The sequence below is a fragment of the Pseudomonas sp. WS 5146 genome (genome assembly GCF_012985495.1).
Lineage (GTDB): Bacteria > Pseudomonadota > Gammaproteobacteria > Pseudomonadales > Pseudomonadaceae > Aquipseudomonas > Aquipseudomonas edaphica.
Genome location: NZ_JAAQWL010000003.1, coordinates 636,939 through 651,746, shown reverse-complemented (window position 1 = coordinate 651,746; position 14,808 = coordinate 636,939). Strand labels below are relative to the sequence as shown.

The 14,808-nt window shown below is 58.9% G+C and carries 14 protein-coding genes; 4 read left to right on the top strand and 10 right to left on the bottom strand.

Annotation, left to right across the window (positions count from 1 at the left end; genetic code table 11):
- Positions 1-44: 44 nt before the first annotated feature.
- The 6 genes from HBO41_RS11790 to HBO41_RS11765 all read right to left on the bottom strand — a co-directional run bounded on the left by HBO41_RS11790 (position 45) and on the right by HBO41_RS11765 (position 4,655).
- Positions 45-794 carry a hypothetical protein gene (locus tag HBO41_RS11790; protein WP_099549305.1) on the bottom strand — a complete coding sequence of 250 codons (750 nt, stop codon included), beginning with the start codon at positions 792-794 and terminating at the stop codon, positions 45-47.
- A gap of 37 nt (positions 795-831) precedes the next feature.
- Positions 832-1,509, bottom strand: coding sequence for a C39 family peptidase (locus HBO41_RS11785; RefSeq protein WP_017138128.1), 678 nt, complete (start codon positions 1,507-1,509; stop codon positions 832-834).
- A 62-nt stretch (positions 1,510-1,571) separates the two neighbouring features.
- A complete protein-coding gene (locus tag HBO41_RS11780; RefSeq protein WP_017138129.1) occupies positions 1,572-2,255 on the bottom strand; it encodes a hypothetical protein in 684 nt (227 codons plus the stop codon).
- Positions 2,256-2,322: 67 nt separating this feature from the next.
- On the bottom strand, positions 2,323-2,886 hold the full coding sequence (locus HBO41_RS11775; RefSeq protein WP_017138130.1) for a hypothetical protein: 564 nt from the start codon (positions 2,884-2,886) through the stop codon (positions 2,323-2,325).
- Complete coding sequence (locus tag HBO41_RS11770) at positions 2,883-3,341, bottom strand: hypothetical protein (RefSeq protein WP_017138131.1); 459 nt, start codon at positions 3,339-3,341, stop codon at positions 2,883-2,885. Before HBO41_RS11770 ends, HBO41_RS11775 begins: the two co-directional genes overlap by 4 nt.
- Before the next feature lie 318 nt (positions 3,342-3,659).
- Positions 3,660-4,655, bottom strand: a complete 996-nt coding sequence (locus HBO41_RS11765; RefSeq protein ID WP_017138133.1) for a FecR family protein — start codon at positions 4,653-4,655, stop codon at positions 3,660-3,662.
- Between the two features lie 152 nt (positions 4,656-4,807).
- Between HBO41_RS11765 and HBO41_RS11760 the strand changes: the two genes are divergently transcribed.
- Positions 4,808-5,077, top strand: coding sequence for a PepSY domain-containing protein (locus tag HBO41_RS11760; protein WP_017138134.1), 270 nt, complete (start codon positions 4,808-4,810; stop codon positions 5,075-5,077).
- Between the two features lie 19 nt (positions 5,078-5,096).
- On the opposite strand, the gene HBO41_RS11755 is transcribed toward HBO41_RS11760, so the two are convergent.
- The gene (locus HBO41_RS11755) at positions 5,097-10,241 is read right to left on the bottom strand and encodes a dermonecrotic toxin domain-containing protein (protein ID WP_169986345.1); all 5,145 of its coding nucleotides are present in this window, start codon (positions 10,239-10,241) and stop codon (positions 5,097-5,099) included.
- Between the two features lie 183 nt (positions 10,242-10,424).
- On the opposite strand from HBO41_RS11755, the gene HBO41_RS11750 reads away from it, so the two are divergent.
- Positions 10,425-11,462: an Ldh family oxidoreductase gene (locus HBO41_RS11750; RefSeq protein WP_017138136.1), complete on the top strand. Its 1,038-nt coding sequence runs from the start codon at positions 10,425-10,427 to the stop codon at positions 11,460-11,462.
- A 33-nt stretch (positions 11,463-11,495) separates the two neighbouring features.
- Here HBO41_RS11750 and HBO41_RS11745 read toward each other — a convergent pair whose 3' ends face one another.
- A complete protein-coding gene (locus HBO41_RS11745) occupies positions 11,496-11,816 on the bottom strand; it encodes a YqjD family protein (protein WP_017138137.1) in 321 nt (106 codons plus the stop codon).
- Positions 11,817-11,979: 163 nt separating this feature from the next.
- On the opposite strand from HBO41_RS11745, the gene HBO41_RS11740 reads away from it, so the two are divergent.
- Entirely contained in the window at positions 11,980-12,234 is a 255-nt protein-coding gene (locus HBO41_RS11740) for a hypothetical protein (RefSeq protein ID WP_003190904.1), read from the top strand.
- On the opposite strand, the gene HBO41_RS11735 is transcribed toward HBO41_RS11740, so the two are convergent.
- Positions 12,227-13,135: a LysR family transcriptional regulator gene (locus HBO41_RS11735; protein ID WP_138453732.1), complete on the bottom strand. Its 909-nt coding sequence runs from the start codon at positions 13,133-13,135 to the stop codon at positions 12,227-12,229. The two genes, HBO41_RS11740 and HBO41_RS11735, sit on opposite strands and share 8 nt — an antisense overlap.
- Before the next feature lie 81 nt (positions 13,136-13,216).
- Here HBO41_RS11735 and HBO41_RS11730 point away from each other — a divergent pair, with 81 nt between their 5' ends.
- Complete coding sequence (locus HBO41_RS11730; protein ID WP_138453733.1) at positions 13,217-14,143, top strand: carbon-nitrogen hydrolase family protein; 927 nt, start codon at positions 13,217-13,219, stop codon at positions 14,141-14,143.
- Between the two features lie 108 nt (positions 14,144-14,251).
- Here HBO41_RS11730 and HBO41_RS11725 read toward each other — a convergent pair whose 3' ends face one another.
- The gene (locus HBO41_RS11725; protein ID WP_138454087.1) at positions 14,252-14,803 is read right to left on the bottom strand and encodes a GNAT family N-acetyltransferase; all 552 of its coding nucleotides are present in this window, start codon (positions 14,801-14,803) and stop codon (positions 14,252-14,254) included.
- Positions 14,804-14,808 lie beyond the last annotated feature (5 nt).

Below are 14,808 nucleotides of genomic sequence, written 5' to 3'. Positions count from 1 at the left end.
AAGCCGTCCCTTTCTAATGCGTAAGTGTCGAGGCTCAGCGTAGTTCAATAACCGGAGGGGCGTAGGCCTTTGAGTTGATCCAGGTTCAGGTTCTGCGTGATGTTGTTCAAACCGTTGTTGCCCATGACCACATTAAGTTGGGTCATATTGTTCACGAAGTTGCTGTTGCCCTGAATAACCGTGCCTTGCAGCACATTACCGGCACCGATTTGCTGCACCACATTGCCCTGATTGTTATTGGCCTGGAGCGCCATTTGCAGGCCACCGTTTTTAGCCGTGACCGTCACTTGGCCGGCGGCTGTGCCTCCGGTGATCGGCTGGCCGGCAATCAATGCCTGACCCGACTGCACGTAGTTGGCGGGCGCCAGGCCGTTTTTCGTCACGTTGATATCCACGCCGTTGTTGGCCGTGTTGCCATCGCCCGCTGCGCGCACGCTTTGCGTGACACCCTGGCCGGTGCCGAGGCCGGCACCGCCGACGACGGTGCCCTTGCCGTCAGGCTGTTTGATCACGCCGGTGCCGTCGTTACCGGTGATTTGCACGTAGAATTGCGGGGTGACGGTGGAAGCGTTGACTTGCATGTCGGCGGTGCCGGTCACGGTCGCGCCGGCGGCATTGGTCCAGGTGCTGCTCATCACAATGCCAAAGCTGATAATCCGCCCGGGCATCACATAGCGCCCGCGCAACTCGGCCATTTCCGCGTCCTTGAGCTCGATCGGCTTAAATGCCGAAGAAGCATAGGCAGGTGCTGCGGCTGCCAGGCACATGACCGTCAGCCAGCGTCGAGTGTTCATCGTTTGCTCCTGGAGCGTCCTGCTCCTTATTGCGCTTCTAGAAGAAGTCGCTCTGGATAAAACCGAAGTCCATCAATTCACTGTCGCGTACCGGGCTGAACTCGTTGAACTGGTTCTTGGCCGTCAGCGGCGCACGGGGTGTGAGCAAGGCGTTGGCCTTGTCGTAACCCTCACCGATCACCGCGAACACGATGCCGTTCCAGCCCTTGACGAAATCGTTCTTGGCATAGCGCTTGTTGCCCAGCACGGGGTCGCCGATATACACCCAGTCTTTGTCGGCCCGTTGCAGCACGACAAAGTGCTTGTAGCCACGAATGTCCAGCAACACCACCACCGGCACTTTCACGGTGACGAGTACCTCAGGCGTAATCCGGTAGCCCTTGGCGCGCATGTGGATGCTTTCCAGGTAGCGCTTCATGTCGAGCATCGAGAAGCCTTGGGTGCGCACCAGGTTCTGGTCGGCATTGACCAGCATGCCCTTGATCACGTGGTCTTCATCCACGTCCATCCAATAGGCTTGGCGCAGGATGGTTGCCAGCGCGGCGGCGCCGCAGCTGAAATCGGTTTTTTGTTCCACCAGGTTGGCGAATTTGCGCTCGCGGATGCTTTCGACCTTCTTGTACACCACCGCGCCGTTTGGCATGACAACGGCCATTTGCGCCGCCCAGGTCGGGCCGGTGAGTGCGAACAAGAGGAGGGCAGCTGTGAGGCGCATGATCGTATGACCTGCTGGACACTGGAAATAAAAAGGGCCTTGTTGCCAAGGCCCGATCTGGATCAGAAGCGAGTGATTGCTACGTTGTTCTGACCTTGGTTGTTGCTGCCCGACAGAACGTTGGAGTTCGACACCCCAGAGCTGTAGTTCATCGAGTTGTTCACGCTGGCGTTGTTGACCACCGGTTTGGTGCTGCCCCAGCCGTGGCCGCTGGCCAGGTTGAGGGTCAGGTTGCCCGACACATCCTGCACGCCAGTGACGGCTGCAGCACCGCTGTCGCCATTACCCGAGGCAATTGCAACGCTGTTGCTGCCTTGGTTGGAGGTGCCCGATGCGGCGTTCAGCTGAATCACGCCTGAAGCGTGGTTGCCACTGTCGTTAAGGGAAGCGTTGTTTCTAGTGCCGCTGTTGGCCACAAAGTTACCGGTGTTCGATTGAGCGGTACCGGTGGCGGCGAATACGAAATCCGCATCCCCGGAAACGATGGCAACGTCGTTTTTGCCTTGGTTGTTGTCGCCGCTCAGCACGTTGCCGTTGGCCACGCCACTGATGTTGTTGTAGGAATCATTGGCCGAGGCGTTGTTTTTGGTTTTGTCATTAAGTACCACGTTGCCATGGTTGCTCTGACCGTCCTGTGTGGTCGCAGCAGCCGTGGTAGGCGCGTGATAACCGCCCGCTTGAGCAGCAACAGCCATGAGCGCAGCGAGAGCAAAAGCCAGTGGTTTAAGAGCCATTGAAGTTTTCATGGTGTATCTCCTTGCTTCTAATTAGTTGGTTAAGTGTTGGTACGGTCTAGCTATGGACTCAGCTCCATCAGTTGAGTCGTAAGTTCAGGGTGTTAGCCACTCGGTTCCCCACCCCGGCGCTCTGGTTGACCTGAACCACTCCACGGCTGCCGGTGAAGGCCTGGTCGCTGGTAACGACCTGGCGGCTGCCAGTGGTAGGGGTCAACCCTGAGTCGGTTGCAAGCGCAACGTTTTGTTGCGACATGACGCTGTCGTCGATGCTTTGCGGGCCAGCACTCACGCTGATGCGCACGGCATTGATCATCTGGTTCTGGGCCCCGGCGGACTGGTTGACACTCAGTGCACCGTTGCCATTACTGAAGGAGTTGCCCTGGATCGCAGCATTGGCGTTCAGGGAGCGGTCGGTGGGCGCGCCGCTGATTTTTTGCGTGACGGCGATGTTCGCCCGGGCATTGTGGCCCACCGCAATAGCGACGTTGTTGCTCAGTTGTTGCTGGTCACCCGCGGCCTGGTTGATCGTCACCACACCGTTGTACTGCTGGCCCGAGTTATCAATGGTTGCGTTGTTATTGCTGTCGGCCATCGCCGCTGTGCAACCGAGCGCTGCTAGAAGCATCCAGGAGTGGTTCATTTCATTGCTCCTCCCACCATGCCGCTGATGTTGTTCAGAGGGGCGAGCCCACTGGATATCGCACCGTTGACCGTGCCTGCAATACCGCTGCCGCTACTGCCGTGGCCGGCTGCTCCCGCTGCGCCGAGGTTGTTGGCGCCACCGAGAGAGTTCAAACCGGTAATGTCACCGTTTGGCATGATGCTGCGCGTAATGCTGGAACCGCTGCTGATACCGGCAATGTCGTTATCGCTGAGCTCATGGTTCATGGCGCGATTGACTTGGGCCGAGGGGTTGGCATTCACGGTATTGGGGTAGGGGTCTTGGCCGCGTGAGCGACCGATTGCATAAGGTTGAACCTGGCGTTCAACCACGATCACACCATCACCGGCCGCGAGCACTGGAACGCTCACGCTGGCACTCAGTGCACAGCTGATCAGCAGGAGGCTCAGTGAGCCCTTATTGTGTGTGTCCATGGCAGTGTTCCTTGTTCTTCACGCTGACCCTAAACAGCGTTATCAGGAACAGAGCAGAACGCGTGCCGCTTTTTATTTATTGTTTATATTCAGAGGGTTGGAGATAAAACGAGGCAAAGTGATGGCGGTGCTGTTTCAGGGTTGAAACAGTGTCGCCGTCAAGGGGCATGCCCGGCCCCGCCTCAAGGGTGTCTCAGCGATGTAACACTGCACGTGACAAAGCCATGAATGCGCACCGGGCGGGCGATTCAAGCGAGGGAGGTGTTTCAAAAATGGACACTTGGGCGCGAGCAAACTCGCCGTTGCCGGCTGGCAGACTCAGCCCTTGGGGGCTTTACGCGGTATGGAATTGAGGACCGTGTTGCCGTCCTGGTTCTGGGTCAGGTAGACCGGCAGTACCTTGGGCAGGGAAGGCACGAGGTTGTTGACCTCGTTGATGTTGTAGATGCCGCCGATGCGAATCGCCCCGGTACTGGCATCTGCCAGCATCACCGGTTTGTTCAGGTAGCGGTTGATCAGCGGCAACGCGTCCGTCAGGGCCAGGTTGTCGAGTACCAGTTTGCCCTGGCGCCAGGCCAGGGTTGAATCATTGGGGTTAATCGCAGCGATTTGCGGGGTGGCATCGCCCAGGTTGTAAGTGGCCTGCATGCCTGGGGTAAGGGGCACGCTGGCGTGCTGCTTGTCACTGGAAATCTGCACCGAGCCTTCAAGCAACATCACCCGCACCTGGTCTTCATATTTCCAGACGTTGAACTGAGTGCCGGTCACCCGAACCTGGCCTTCGCCCGCCTTGACGATAAACGGGTGAAGGCGGTCATGGGTGACTTTGAAAAACGCTTCGCCCTTGTTCAAGGTTACGCGGCGTTCATCCTTGTAATGGCTGTAGACCAGTTCGGTGCCCAGGTTCAATTCAACCAGGCTGCCGTCGCCGAGGGTGACTTTGCGCAAGCCCGTGTCGGCTTCGAAATGCTCATAGGAACTGGGCAACCAGCCCGCTTCCCAGCCGGTAAAGGCGGCCAGCGGCAGGGCGGCGAGGCATATCGCGGCGGCCACCGCGTAAGTGCGCAAGCGGCTGCGCGGTTTTAACGGCAGCACAACCGCAGCAGGTTCGCTGCGTGGCAGGTGGTCAGCCACGTCCCAGATTTCCAGCATGGCCGCATACTCAAAGGCATGCAGCGGATGGGCGTCGTGCCATTGTTCAAAAGCCCGACGCTCGCCCGCCGAGCAATCACTGGCATGCAGGCGCATGCACCAATGCGCGGCGGCATCGGTGATCGCGTCATAGTCGTCTTCTGAAAGGGGCTGTTGAGTCATTAAACCGTCCTGATTTCCCACATTCTAACCTCCCAAGGCGGATGGCGAGAACAGCCGTCATGGCGATTGCACATCAATTGGAACTTATTCTCGTTTGGAAACATCAGAAAACACAGGACACGAGTCCGTCATTCCCACAATGGAGAACGAATATGCTGAAGAAAACCTTAGTCGCCCTGTGTGCAACCACCGCACTGCTCAGCGCCGGCGCCGCCCTGGCCGATAAGCCGGGCGCGGGCTGGATCACCATCGAAAAAGCCATTGAAACCGCCAAGACCAAGGCCGGCTATGTCGAGGTCTACAAAGCCGAAGCCGATGACAACGGTTACTGGGAAGTCAAAGGGCGCAAGTCCGATGGCATCGTGTATGAAGCGCGTATCGATGGCGCCTCCGGCAACGTTCTGCGCGATCAGAAAGACTGACGCGACTGGCGGGGGCTGCTCAAGCCCCCGGATCCAAAACACGACCCAAGTGCGTAATCAAGTAAGTCACTGAGTCGGCATTGGCCAAAATCGTGTCAATGCGTTTGTCGGCGTTACTCATGAAGACGTCGCGGGCATCCTTGAGGTCCTTGGTGCCGGTGGTGTTCAGGACTTTTTGTCTAACGTGAGCCGTTGCAGTGTCAGGCCCATAGTCTTCCCATTGCGCCGAGTAATCATCCCAGGTCTTGAACAGCATCGTCGCGGGCGTCATGGTGGAGAGCGCGGTTCTTTGCAGGTCCTCCAGGGTTGTTTTGAGTATCTGGGCGCCCGGTTTGGCCGCGTTGATCAAGTCGGTGAACGGCCGCATCGAGTCAAGATAGGCGATGTCTTCAGTCTCGAGCTTCAAGTGCGTCAGTTCGTGAATCAGGGTACTCGCCCTGGCGTGGGCGCAGAGGTCAAAAGGTGAATTCAAACGGTTCTGGTAACTGTCCATACCTGGATCAAAGAACCGATTGAGCAGGTACAGCTTGCGCTCCCTGTCTTCAGGAATGACAAACGCGTATTGGTGCGCTGCACTGACACGGCTGGTCCCACTGACAAAACGCTTGGAGTCGGCACTGGTCAGGGTCGGATCGCTCAATTCATCCAATATCAGGTCGACTATTTTCTCGACTCTGCTCAACTGGTCAGGTGTCAGGCTGACGACACCGAATAATTCACCTAAAAAGCGGCCTGCCCGGCTATCGGGCGCACGCTGTTTTGCAAACTGAACGATGTTGCGTTTGCAATTGACGGTGTAATAGATCGCAACGTTTAACCCTTCTGTGATGACTTGGGCTTTCCAACTCGAGAGTGCGGCAATTTCGCGCATGCCCGTCGCCTCGATATTGATCGCTGCCCGTTCGCCGGCCCGCGTGTGCATGCGCGACATGACTTTGCCATATCGCGGGTTATGCAGGCTGAGGTCCAGCACCCATTTACCTTGTGAATTACGGCCCACATACGCGCCCACATGCTTATCCTTGGACAGGCGCCAGCGCTCGGCGGTTTTCTTCACCGCGTACACCTTGCCTGCCAGTGGCACATAGTCTTTCAAGCTCGCCTTGTCCATGTACACATGGCTGGAAGCACTCTGTTCCAGGTCCTTCAATGCGACATCGTGAGCTTCGAAAGGCTGCAACCCGGTACGCGCGGGTGCGGTGATATCCAGGGTCGTCAGGTGGGGGGCCGCGGGCAGGGTTTCGTCTGACAGGTTGGCTTGTGATACTTCCGTTTCGGTAGGCGGCGGGGCTTCGGTGCCCTCAAGCTCATTGTGCAGGGCGGCCAAATGAGCCACGCCGATGATGAAATCCTTCAGGCCGGCCTTCCACTGATGCAACTGCAATGCATCGGCTGAACGTTTGAACATTTTGTAGCTTCGCCACACCGCCAGCGGATACGCGAGTTTTCCTGCCATGAACTGAGCGGCTGCGGGGATGCCCTCGCGCAGCAGGTAGATGACCCTGTCCCAGAGCGATTTCGCGCCTTTCTCGAATTGGCAGGCGAGCATTTTGAGCAATATCTGCGTGTTGTCGTCGAACAGGTAGTGAAGGGCATTGCCGGTGACGACGGTCGAGGCCAGGCGGATATCGAGGGGGCGATGACGGTTGTTTTGCAGCAAATTGCGGTAGGTTGCCTGATGCGTCGCCTCCAGGTGCAGCACCACCCAGTCCTGAAGCTCTCCAGGCTTGGTCAATTCATCCAGCAGCGCTTGCTCGTTCGCATACTCCTTGAGTGTATGGTTTTCGCTGTAGGGCGCGTACAGCACCAGCGGCCCAGCGCTGCGGGTTGTGGGACCAATCAAGTACATCCCCAGCACCTTGGCCAGGGAAGCACCTTCGGTGGCAATCAACTCCAAGGGTCTGAACATTGCCGTTGCCCCGTCGAGCTCAGCCCGCGCCAGTGCGTCCGGCATGTCGAATACCTGCTGAACATGGCTCAGTGCCTGCGCCGTCAGCCGCTCCTGCAGCCTTTGCTCATGGGCGTATTGCAGGGTTTGCCAGGGTAACTGTCGGCAATACAGGCCTCGGCGTTTACGGCCTTCATCCGTGTTAGCGTCCAGGTGGCTTTGCAACAACTTCTGGTAAGCGCTGTTCAGGTCCAGTTGGCGCACCATTTGCACCACGGCACTGGCATCCAATGTGGCCGGCAAGGCAGTCGCGTTGCGTGAGCGTGGGCGGATGTTTTCGGCGTCCAGGTCGGGCCAATGCCGCAAAGCAAAGTCGGTCAGGCTGCAGACATTCACGTCGAGCGCCTGATGCAACGGGATCATTACATCATCGGGGTTCAGTGGCTGTTCGGGATAGCGTGCCTTGAGCAACGCCAGAAGTGCCGTGTGCGCATGCTTGCCGATAGCGGTGATGCCATTGAGGTAGTCTTTTTCGTCAGGCGCACTGTTGTGATACTGCTCAAGCAGCTCGGCTTGATGAAGCTGATCCTGAGGGGGTGCCAAACCCAGCCAGACGGGCAGAGCCTGTTGATGGGTCATGGCACTCGCCACCGCCCTGGCCCGTGCAAGGTTGGTCGGCGCGGCGTGTTCCAAGGCCGTTTCAATGTGGTTTTGCAAGGCGCGAGCGGCCCATTTGCTCGCAAGCAATTGGTCGATACCGTCCATGACGAAATCGCTGTAGGTTTTCAGACGATTATCCAGCAAGTTGTCGTCAATGCGTTGCAGTGGCCCCAGACCATATGCCTGATGCGGCGCACGCAAGGAAATAGCCAGGTTTTCCAACAGGGGCAAGCGCTTGATCGGGTGCTCCAGGCGCTGACTCATCTCCTCGCGCAAGGCTTGCACCGAGGCGAATACCTCATACCCGCGCCGAGGCGTCCAGAGCACCGCCTGGCCCGAACGCTGCGGGTCGATGCCTCCGCGTTCAGTCAGCACAAACAGGTTGGCAAGCGCATGGGCGGTGTCGGATGTGCCAATGTTCAGTGTCAAGGTGTAGGCGTCCGGAAGAAAGCCGTTCAGGCCGTGGCGGGTCAAGCGTGCAAGGCTGTCGGTGCGTAGGACGGTGTCAATCACTGCCTGGCTGTTGGGCGGCAGTGTTTTGCCCAACAGCCTCAGTTCGGCTTCACTGCGCAACCCAAGCAGCATCGAGTGCGCCTGTTTTTTGCTCATGTTGCTGAGGAACAGCAATGGAAGCTGGCGCATCTCGTGGTTGGCAAACACCTTCAAGACTTGATCATTGATCATGTTGAAAGTACTCAGGGTCATGCTGGGTAACTTCTGCGCCAGATGCGGCTCGAGCTTGCTGTAAAACCCGGTTGTGACACTGTTGGGAACGCGCGAGGCTTCATCGCCCAGGCGTTCAATGAAGTGGTCAACCATGCTCACCGACGTCAACGAAGGACGCTCCTCGCGCTCTTGGGCGCGGGTGGGATAAGTGTTGATATAGACCTCGTCGGCCTTGAGCGCCAGGCGTTGTGATTGCAGTTCTGCATTCAGGGCGAGGGTGACCATTGAGCGTAATGTCGGCTGATGTTTGCGCTCCGTGGCCAGTGCATCTTCAGTGGCACTGAGGCGCCGTAGCTGCACCTTGGCGTGTTCTGCCCGCACGGTGGATGGCCGGTCGTTGCCGCTGGTGACCGGGTGCGCCGTCCAGCGCCCTGCGGTTTCCAGCGTTGCGAGGCGGCTGTCCAGCATCGTGCGTATGTCCAGTGCGCAATCGAGCAGCGCATCCAGATTTATCTGGCCATCACTGCGTCGGTAAAGGTCCAGTGCGTGGTTCATATTACTGATCTGCTTGCCCGCAATGTCTTCGACCATGCCGGCAAAAACGTCACCCGCAATGGGTTGGGCGGCGATGTTAATCTGATCCAGGCCAATAAAGGTGTCGCGCTCATCCAGCGACAGGAAATTGAGCAGTTCATCTTCGTGGCCAGCGGCCTTGAGCATGCTCAATAGCGTGTCTTTGAGATCTTCCATGTCTTTGAGTACTTGTACCCCACGCGACTGCGTGTACAGGTAGGCGTGGCTCTCACTGATCAATAGCGTGCTGGCCAGTTCCACATAGTGCTGGTAGGGCGCATGCAGGCGTACTTTTTCCACGCTTAGTTCGTTGGCGTGAGCGTTGCGGGCGCCTTGGTCTGGTAGAAACAATGCCTGAAGGGTGTGGCTTTCGTCGGCGTTGAGAATTTGCGCCTGACGCTTGAGCAAGACATCCAGGCGAAATTTATCCGCCATGACCTGGGTGAAGAGTTTCAGGCGTGAGGTTTCGTTGCCGATGTCCTCGTTCCAATAAGTCTTCAGCAGGCTGTCCAGCAGTTTTGACAAGCTGCCGGATGTTTCTTTGATCAGGGTTTCCCAGTACTGCTGATCTTGTTCGCGTTCTACCAGGGTGAAGGCGCTGGTGACGTGTTTCGGGTTGAAATATTCACGGATCTGGTCCTGGGGCCAGGCATGTCTCACATAAAACTGCAGGAACGCTTCGCTCAATGGCAGGGAATTGACCCAGCGTCGCTGACCGCCTGCCGGGTCCTGGATAAAAAAATCGACCCGTGTATCGCGTTGATCCAGGTTGGGAAAGTACGAGCGCGCCATGATGCTGAGCAGCGTGTCAAGCATGCCGTACAGCGTGGGCGTCGTCTGCAGTTGCTCCAGTACGACGCGCACGTTGTCTTGCTGACAGGCCTCCAGGGCTTGCTCCTGGTCTTGCATGACGGCGCCTTCGACAAGGGTGGCGGTCAGCGTTATCGGCGTACTGGCGGGCAAGGCGTTGCGCTGTGCAATCGACAGAAAGCTCAACAATTGGACACGCTGCACCGCATCCGCCAGTTGCTCGGCGACGTCGACCAGCAGGCTGGCGTGGTCGTCAAACACCTGAATACCACCATAAGGCGTGTAAAGCAGTGCTTTGCCGTCGTCCGGGGCAGGGCTCATCAGAAAGGCGCCGGCAAGTGGAAAAGGCGGCTGGCCCGATACATTGATCAGCAGTCTTTCGACGCGCATGGGGTAGGTTTGCCGTTCGGGGTCGTTACGTGCGGCATCGCTGGCTTGGTACACCGTGTGCAGCCAATCGAGGTCTTTGACGGTCAGCCCCAGCGCGCGCTCACGGTCGGTCGGCGCGTTTCTTTTAATCGGCAGCAGGAATTCGTCAAAAAAATATGCGGGGGTTACGCCGGTCATGGGCTTGCTCCGTTAAGTAGGGGAGTGACAGGCTAGGGAGGCGTGACCGGAGGGCGGGGGTAACTATTGAGGCCCGTCGCAAGTTGACAGCAGGCACAGTGCGTGGTGTTTAATCGAACACTTGAATGTCCATTCGTTGCCTCTCCTAATCATAAAAACGCCATCATAAAAACGGAGCTTCAAATGTCTGCGCAGTCTCCGACAGTTGCCAAGGCTTCAACCGCAATCGGCTTCACCGAGTTAGTGGCCCTGCTACAACAGGTTTTTGTGCGGCACGGTACGTCACCGCAAGTGGCGGCGATCCTTGCGCACAATTGCGCCAGCGCTGAACGTGACGGCGCGCATAGCCACGGCGTGTTTCGCATTCCAGGGTATGTGTCGACGCTCAACAGCGGCTGGGTCAATGGCAAGGCGGTGCCCGTGGTTGAGGATGTGGCCTCAGGCTTTGTGCGTGTGGATGCCGATAACGGCTTTGCCCAACCAGCACTGGAGGCCGCGCGCTCGCTGTTAGTGCGCAAGGCGCGCAGCGCCGGGATCGCGCTGCTGGCGATTCGAAACTCCCATCACTTTGCGGCTTTATGGCCCGATGTCGAACCTTTTGCCGAAGAAGGTCTGGTAGCGCTCAGCGTGGTCAACAGCATGACCTGCGTGGTGCCCCATGGCGCGGATCGACCGCTGTTCGGCACCAACCCTATTGCTTTTGCCGCGCCGCGCGCCGATGGGCCACCCATTGTGTTTGACCTGGCCACCAGTGCCATTGCCCATGGTGACGTGCAGATCGCAGCACGCAAGGGCGAGCGTTTGCCGCCGGGCATGGGCGTGGACAGCTTGGGCCAACCGACCCAAGATCCCAAAGCCATTCTTGAAGGCGGCGCGCTGTTACCGTTCGGCGGCCACAAGGGGTCAGCGCTGTCGATGATGGTTGAGTTGCTGGCGGCGGCGCTGACGGGCGGCAATTTTTCGTTCGAATTCGATTGGGCCGATCATCCCGGCGCGCGCACACCATGGACCGGCCAATTGCTGATCGTAATTGACCCCGGCAAAACCGCCGGGCAAGGCTTTGCCGAGCGCAGCCAGGAACTGGTGCGACAGATGCATGCGGCGGGGTTGCGGCGGTTGCCGGGGGATCGACGTCATCGCGCACGGGCGAAGTCGCAGGAAACAGGCATCGAGATTGATGCGCAGGAGCTCAAGCAGTTGCAGGCACTGGCAGAAGGATAAAAGGGGCTGCGCTATCAGCGCAGCCCCTGTGGTTTAGCCGCGACGACCCAACAAAAGGCCGACCACCAGGCCAAAGCCTGCGGAAATGGCCACGGTCTGCCATGGATGGCCACCGATATAGTTTTCGGTGGCGTCCACCACCGGCTTGCTGCGTTCACGCACGTTGGACACCGAGTCCAGTGCTTGCTTGAGCTTGATAGCGACCTGCTCACGCAGCGTTTCACCTTCTTCGCCTACCAGCGAAGCGCTGCTTTTGAGCAGCTTGTCCGACTCTTCGATCAAGGCCGTCAGTTCACTGAAAGCTTGATCCTTGATTTGATCTTCGACAGCTTGGGCGGCAGTTTTGCGGGCCATTGTGTGACTCCTTGCGAGTGAATGTGGCAGTGAACAATGGAGTGTCGGGCTTGGCTAAAAGTTGCAGTTTTTTTGCCGTGAGCGGCTTACGGGCAAAATCCGGATCAGGATATTTCGACCTACAGTGTAAGATGTCACCTATTTGTGCAGCAGGTAATTCAACATGAGCTTCAATCTGGCCAACAAAACCCTTGCCGAACGCGCCGAACTGGAAGATGAAAAGTCACGCCTTTACGATCTGTGGCAAACCAACCTGGGTAAGGCCAAGGGCGAAGCTGCGCGTTTGTTCGGCGAGCGTGCCAAGCGTAAGGGCAAGTGGGCCGAATGGGTCCGTGCCGAGCTGGACGGCATGTCGCCGCCGGAGTTTTCCAACATGGTGCGCAGCGAAGTCAACAAGCTGATGGCCGCCGCTAAGTAAAGCTGGCCACAATCGCTTCACGCACTTTGAGTAACAGCGGATCCAACTGCGCCTGGGTACGCCAACCCAGCTCCACCGGGTAGCGTGGCAACGCCAGTGGGCAAGTCAGTACGCGCAAGCCGGTCATCTGCGCAATCGCTTCGGCAGCATGCCCGGGAATCGTCGCCACCGCCGCGCTGCCCTTGAGCAAAAACGGCAGCCCGGCAAAGTGACTGGTGGACGCACACACCTGGCGGCTCAACCCTTTAGCCGCCAACCCTTCATCGGTAATCCCGATAAACCCGCCCGACGACACCAGTACATGTTCGCGTGCCACGAATTCCTCCAGGCTGATGCCGTCTTGGCCCGGCGCCAGGCTGTGTGGGTCGACCAGGCAGCGGTAATCGCCTTCGCCCAGCACGTGCCGGCTCAACCTGCGCTCGGCAAAGCCGCCGGCGGTGATCGCCAGGTCCAGGCTGCGCTCGAGCAGGGCGCCTGCGACGATTTGGCTGTGGGTCTGGCGGAAAATCACCCGCAGATTCGGCGCGCGCCGGGCAATTTCTGCCATCAGCCGCCGGCCATGGGCAATCTCGAAGTCATCGGACAAGCCCAGCACCACCGAGCGGCCCTGATAGTTCGGGTTGGCCGGGTTGATCATTGCCAGGCTCTGCCGACAACGGTCCAGGGCCTCGCTGATCACCGGTTTCAACTGATTGGCACGCAAGGTCGGCGCCAGCCCACGCCCGGTGCGCACGAACAGTGGGTCGCCGTACACGTCACGTAACCGCCGCAGGCCGGCGCTGATCGCCGATTGCGTGACGCCCAGGCGCAAGGCTGCGCGGCTGGCGCTGGACTCGTCGTGCAAGGCTTCGAAGGTTTTCAGCAGGTTCAAGTCGACCTGGGCGATATTTATTTGGCTCATATCATTTAGCACTGATGGGGGCTTTATTCATGATTGCCCCTCGCCGGAGAATGGGCAACCCCTTTAACTGGAGTGAACCTGATGCCCATTTCTACCGTGGCGGCGTTGCAGATCGGATCCTTGCCGGGTGGCAAGGCTGACACCCTGGCGCAGATCCTTACCTATGAGGACGCGATTGTGCGCAGTGGCGCGCAATTGGTGGTGATGCCCGAAGCGTTGCTCGGCGGTTATCCGAAGGGCGAAACCTTCGGCACGCAGTTGGGCTACCGCTTGCCGGAGGGGCGCGAAGCCTTTGCACGCTATTTTGCCAATGCCATCGATGTGCCGGGCGCCGAGACCGAGGCGCTGGCTGGCTTGTCCGCACGCACCGGCGCCAGCCTGGTACTCGGCGTGATCGAACGCAGTGGCAGCACGCTGTATTGCACCGTGCTGTATTTCGAACCCACCGGCGGCCTGGTGGCCAAGCACCGCAAGTTGATGCCCACCGGCACTGAGCGGCTGATATGGGGCACGGGCGATGGCTCGACCTTGCCGGTGATCGACGCGCAAGTTGGGCGTTTGGGCGGCGCGGTGTGCTGGGAAAACATGATGCCGCTGCTGCGCACGGCGATGTACGCCAAAGGCGTGCAAGTGTGGTGCGCGCCGACGGTCGATGAGCGTGAAATGTGGCAAGTGAGCATGCGCCACATCGCCCATGAAGGCCGCTGCTTTGTGGTGAGTGCCTGCCAGGTGCAGGCTTCGCCCGAGGCGCTGGGCACGCAGGTTGCCAACTGGCCGTCAGAGCGTCCGTTGATCGCCGGTGGTAGTGTGATTGTCGGGCCGATGGGTGACATCCTGGCCGGGCCGTTGGTGGGTGAAGAGGGGTTGCTGACCGCGCAGATCAACACCGATGATTTGGTGCGGGCGCGCTATGACTACGATGTGGTGGGGCATTACGCGCGGCCGGACATATTCGAGTTGGTGGTGGATGAACGCGCCAAGCCGGGCGTGCGCACGCTGACTGATTAAACACGGTAAAAACTGTGGGAGCTGGCTTGCCTGCGATGGCCTCAACTCGGTGTGCCTGATGTACCGAGGTGCCTGCATCGCAGGCAAGCCAGCTCCCACATCAGATCTTCAGCGTTTGGAGGATCTGAATACCAACCACTCTTCGCGGGTAATCTCCCAAATGTCGCGTGGCAACGTACCTTCTACAAACTCACCCATCTGCGTGCGGATCAGGCGCATCCCGGTGCGCTCGGAAATCCGCCGCGACGCCAGGTTAGGCGCAGCCTTGGGCACGCGCATTCGCGGGCGTTTAAGCACATCGAACCAGTACTCCGTCACCGCCGCACAGGCTTCAGTCATAAAGCCCTGGCCTTGCCATTGCGGGCCCAGCCAGAACCCTCGGTTGTCGTCTTGCTCGTCCGTCAAGTTGATATTGCCGATCAACTGTTGCGGCGCGTGTTTGAGGCGGATCGACCAGTGCCATTGGTCGCCACGGGCCATGCCCGGCAAGGCCACCTGTTCCAGGTAGCGGCGAGCGCCGTCCGCCGGGTACGGCCAGGGCACCTCGGCAGACAGGTAACGCACCACGTCCCAGTGCGCGAATTGCGCCTGGGTGTCCTCGGCATCCTCCAGGGTCAATGGGTGCAGGATCAGTCTTTGAGTAAACAACGTCGGTTGCATGGCCG

What these genes read in the sequence shown, in the direction of transcription:
- HBO41_RS11725 (WP_138454087.1), bottom strand. Translation starts at nt 14,803, where the DNA reads ATGCAACCGACGTTGTTTACTCAAAGACTGATCCTGCACCCATTGACC.
- HBO41_RS11745 (WP_017138137.1), bottom strand. Translation starts at nt 11,816, where the DNA reads ATGGCCCGCAAAACTGCCGCCCAAGCTGTCGAAGATCAAATCAAGGAT.
- HBO41_RS11780 (WP_017138129.1), bottom strand. Translation starts at nt 2,255, where the DNA reads ATGAAAACTTCAATGGCTCTTAAACCACTGGCTTTTGCTCTCGCTGCG.
- HBO41_RS11735 (WP_138453732.1), bottom strand. Translation starts at nt 13,135, where the DNA reads ATGAGCCAAATAAATATCGCCCAGGTCGACTTGAACCTGCTGAAAACC.
- HBO41_RS11755 (WP_169986345.1), bottom strand. Translation starts at nt 10,241, where the DNA reads ATGACCGGCGTAACCCCCGCATATTTTTTTGACGAATTCCTGCTGCCG.
- HBO41_RS11765 (WP_017138133.1), bottom strand. Translation starts at nt 4,655, where the DNA reads ATGACTCAACAGCCCCTTTCAGAAGACGACTATGACGCGATCACCGAT.
- HBO41_RS11740 (WP_003190904.1), top strand. Translation starts at nt 11,980, where the DNA reads ATGAGCTTCAATCTGGCCAACAAAACCCTTGCCGAACGCGCCGAACTG.
- HBO41_RS11770 (WP_017138131.1), bottom strand. Translation starts at nt 3,341, where the DNA reads ATGGACACACACAATAAGGGCTCACTGAGCCTCCTGCTGATCAGCTGT.
- HBO41_RS11775 (WP_017138130.1), bottom strand. Translation starts at nt 2,886, where the DNA reads ATGAACCACTCCTGGATGCTTCTAGCAGCGCTCGGTTGCACAGCGGCG.
- HBO41_RS11730 (WP_138453733.1), top strand. Translation starts at nt 13,217, where the DNA reads ATGCCCATTTCTACCGTGGCGGCGTTGCAGATCGGATCCTTGCCGGGT.
- HBO41_RS11785 (WP_017138128.1), bottom strand. Translation starts at nt 1,509, where the DNA reads ATGCGCCTCACAGCTGCCCTCCTCTTGTTCGCACTCACCGGCCCGACC.
- HBO41_RS11790 (WP_099549305.1), bottom strand. Translation starts at nt 794, where the DNA reads ATGAACACTCGACGCTGGCTGACGGTCATGTGCCTGGCAGCCGCAGCA.
- HBO41_RS11750 (WP_017138136.1), top strand. Translation starts at nt 10,425, where the DNA reads ATGTCTGCGCAGTCTCCGACAGTTGCCAAGGCTTCAACCGCAATCGGC.
- HBO41_RS11760 (WP_017138134.1), top strand. Translation starts at nt 4,808, where the DNA reads ATGCTGAAGAAAACCTTAGTCGCCCTGTGTGCAACCACCGCACTGCTC.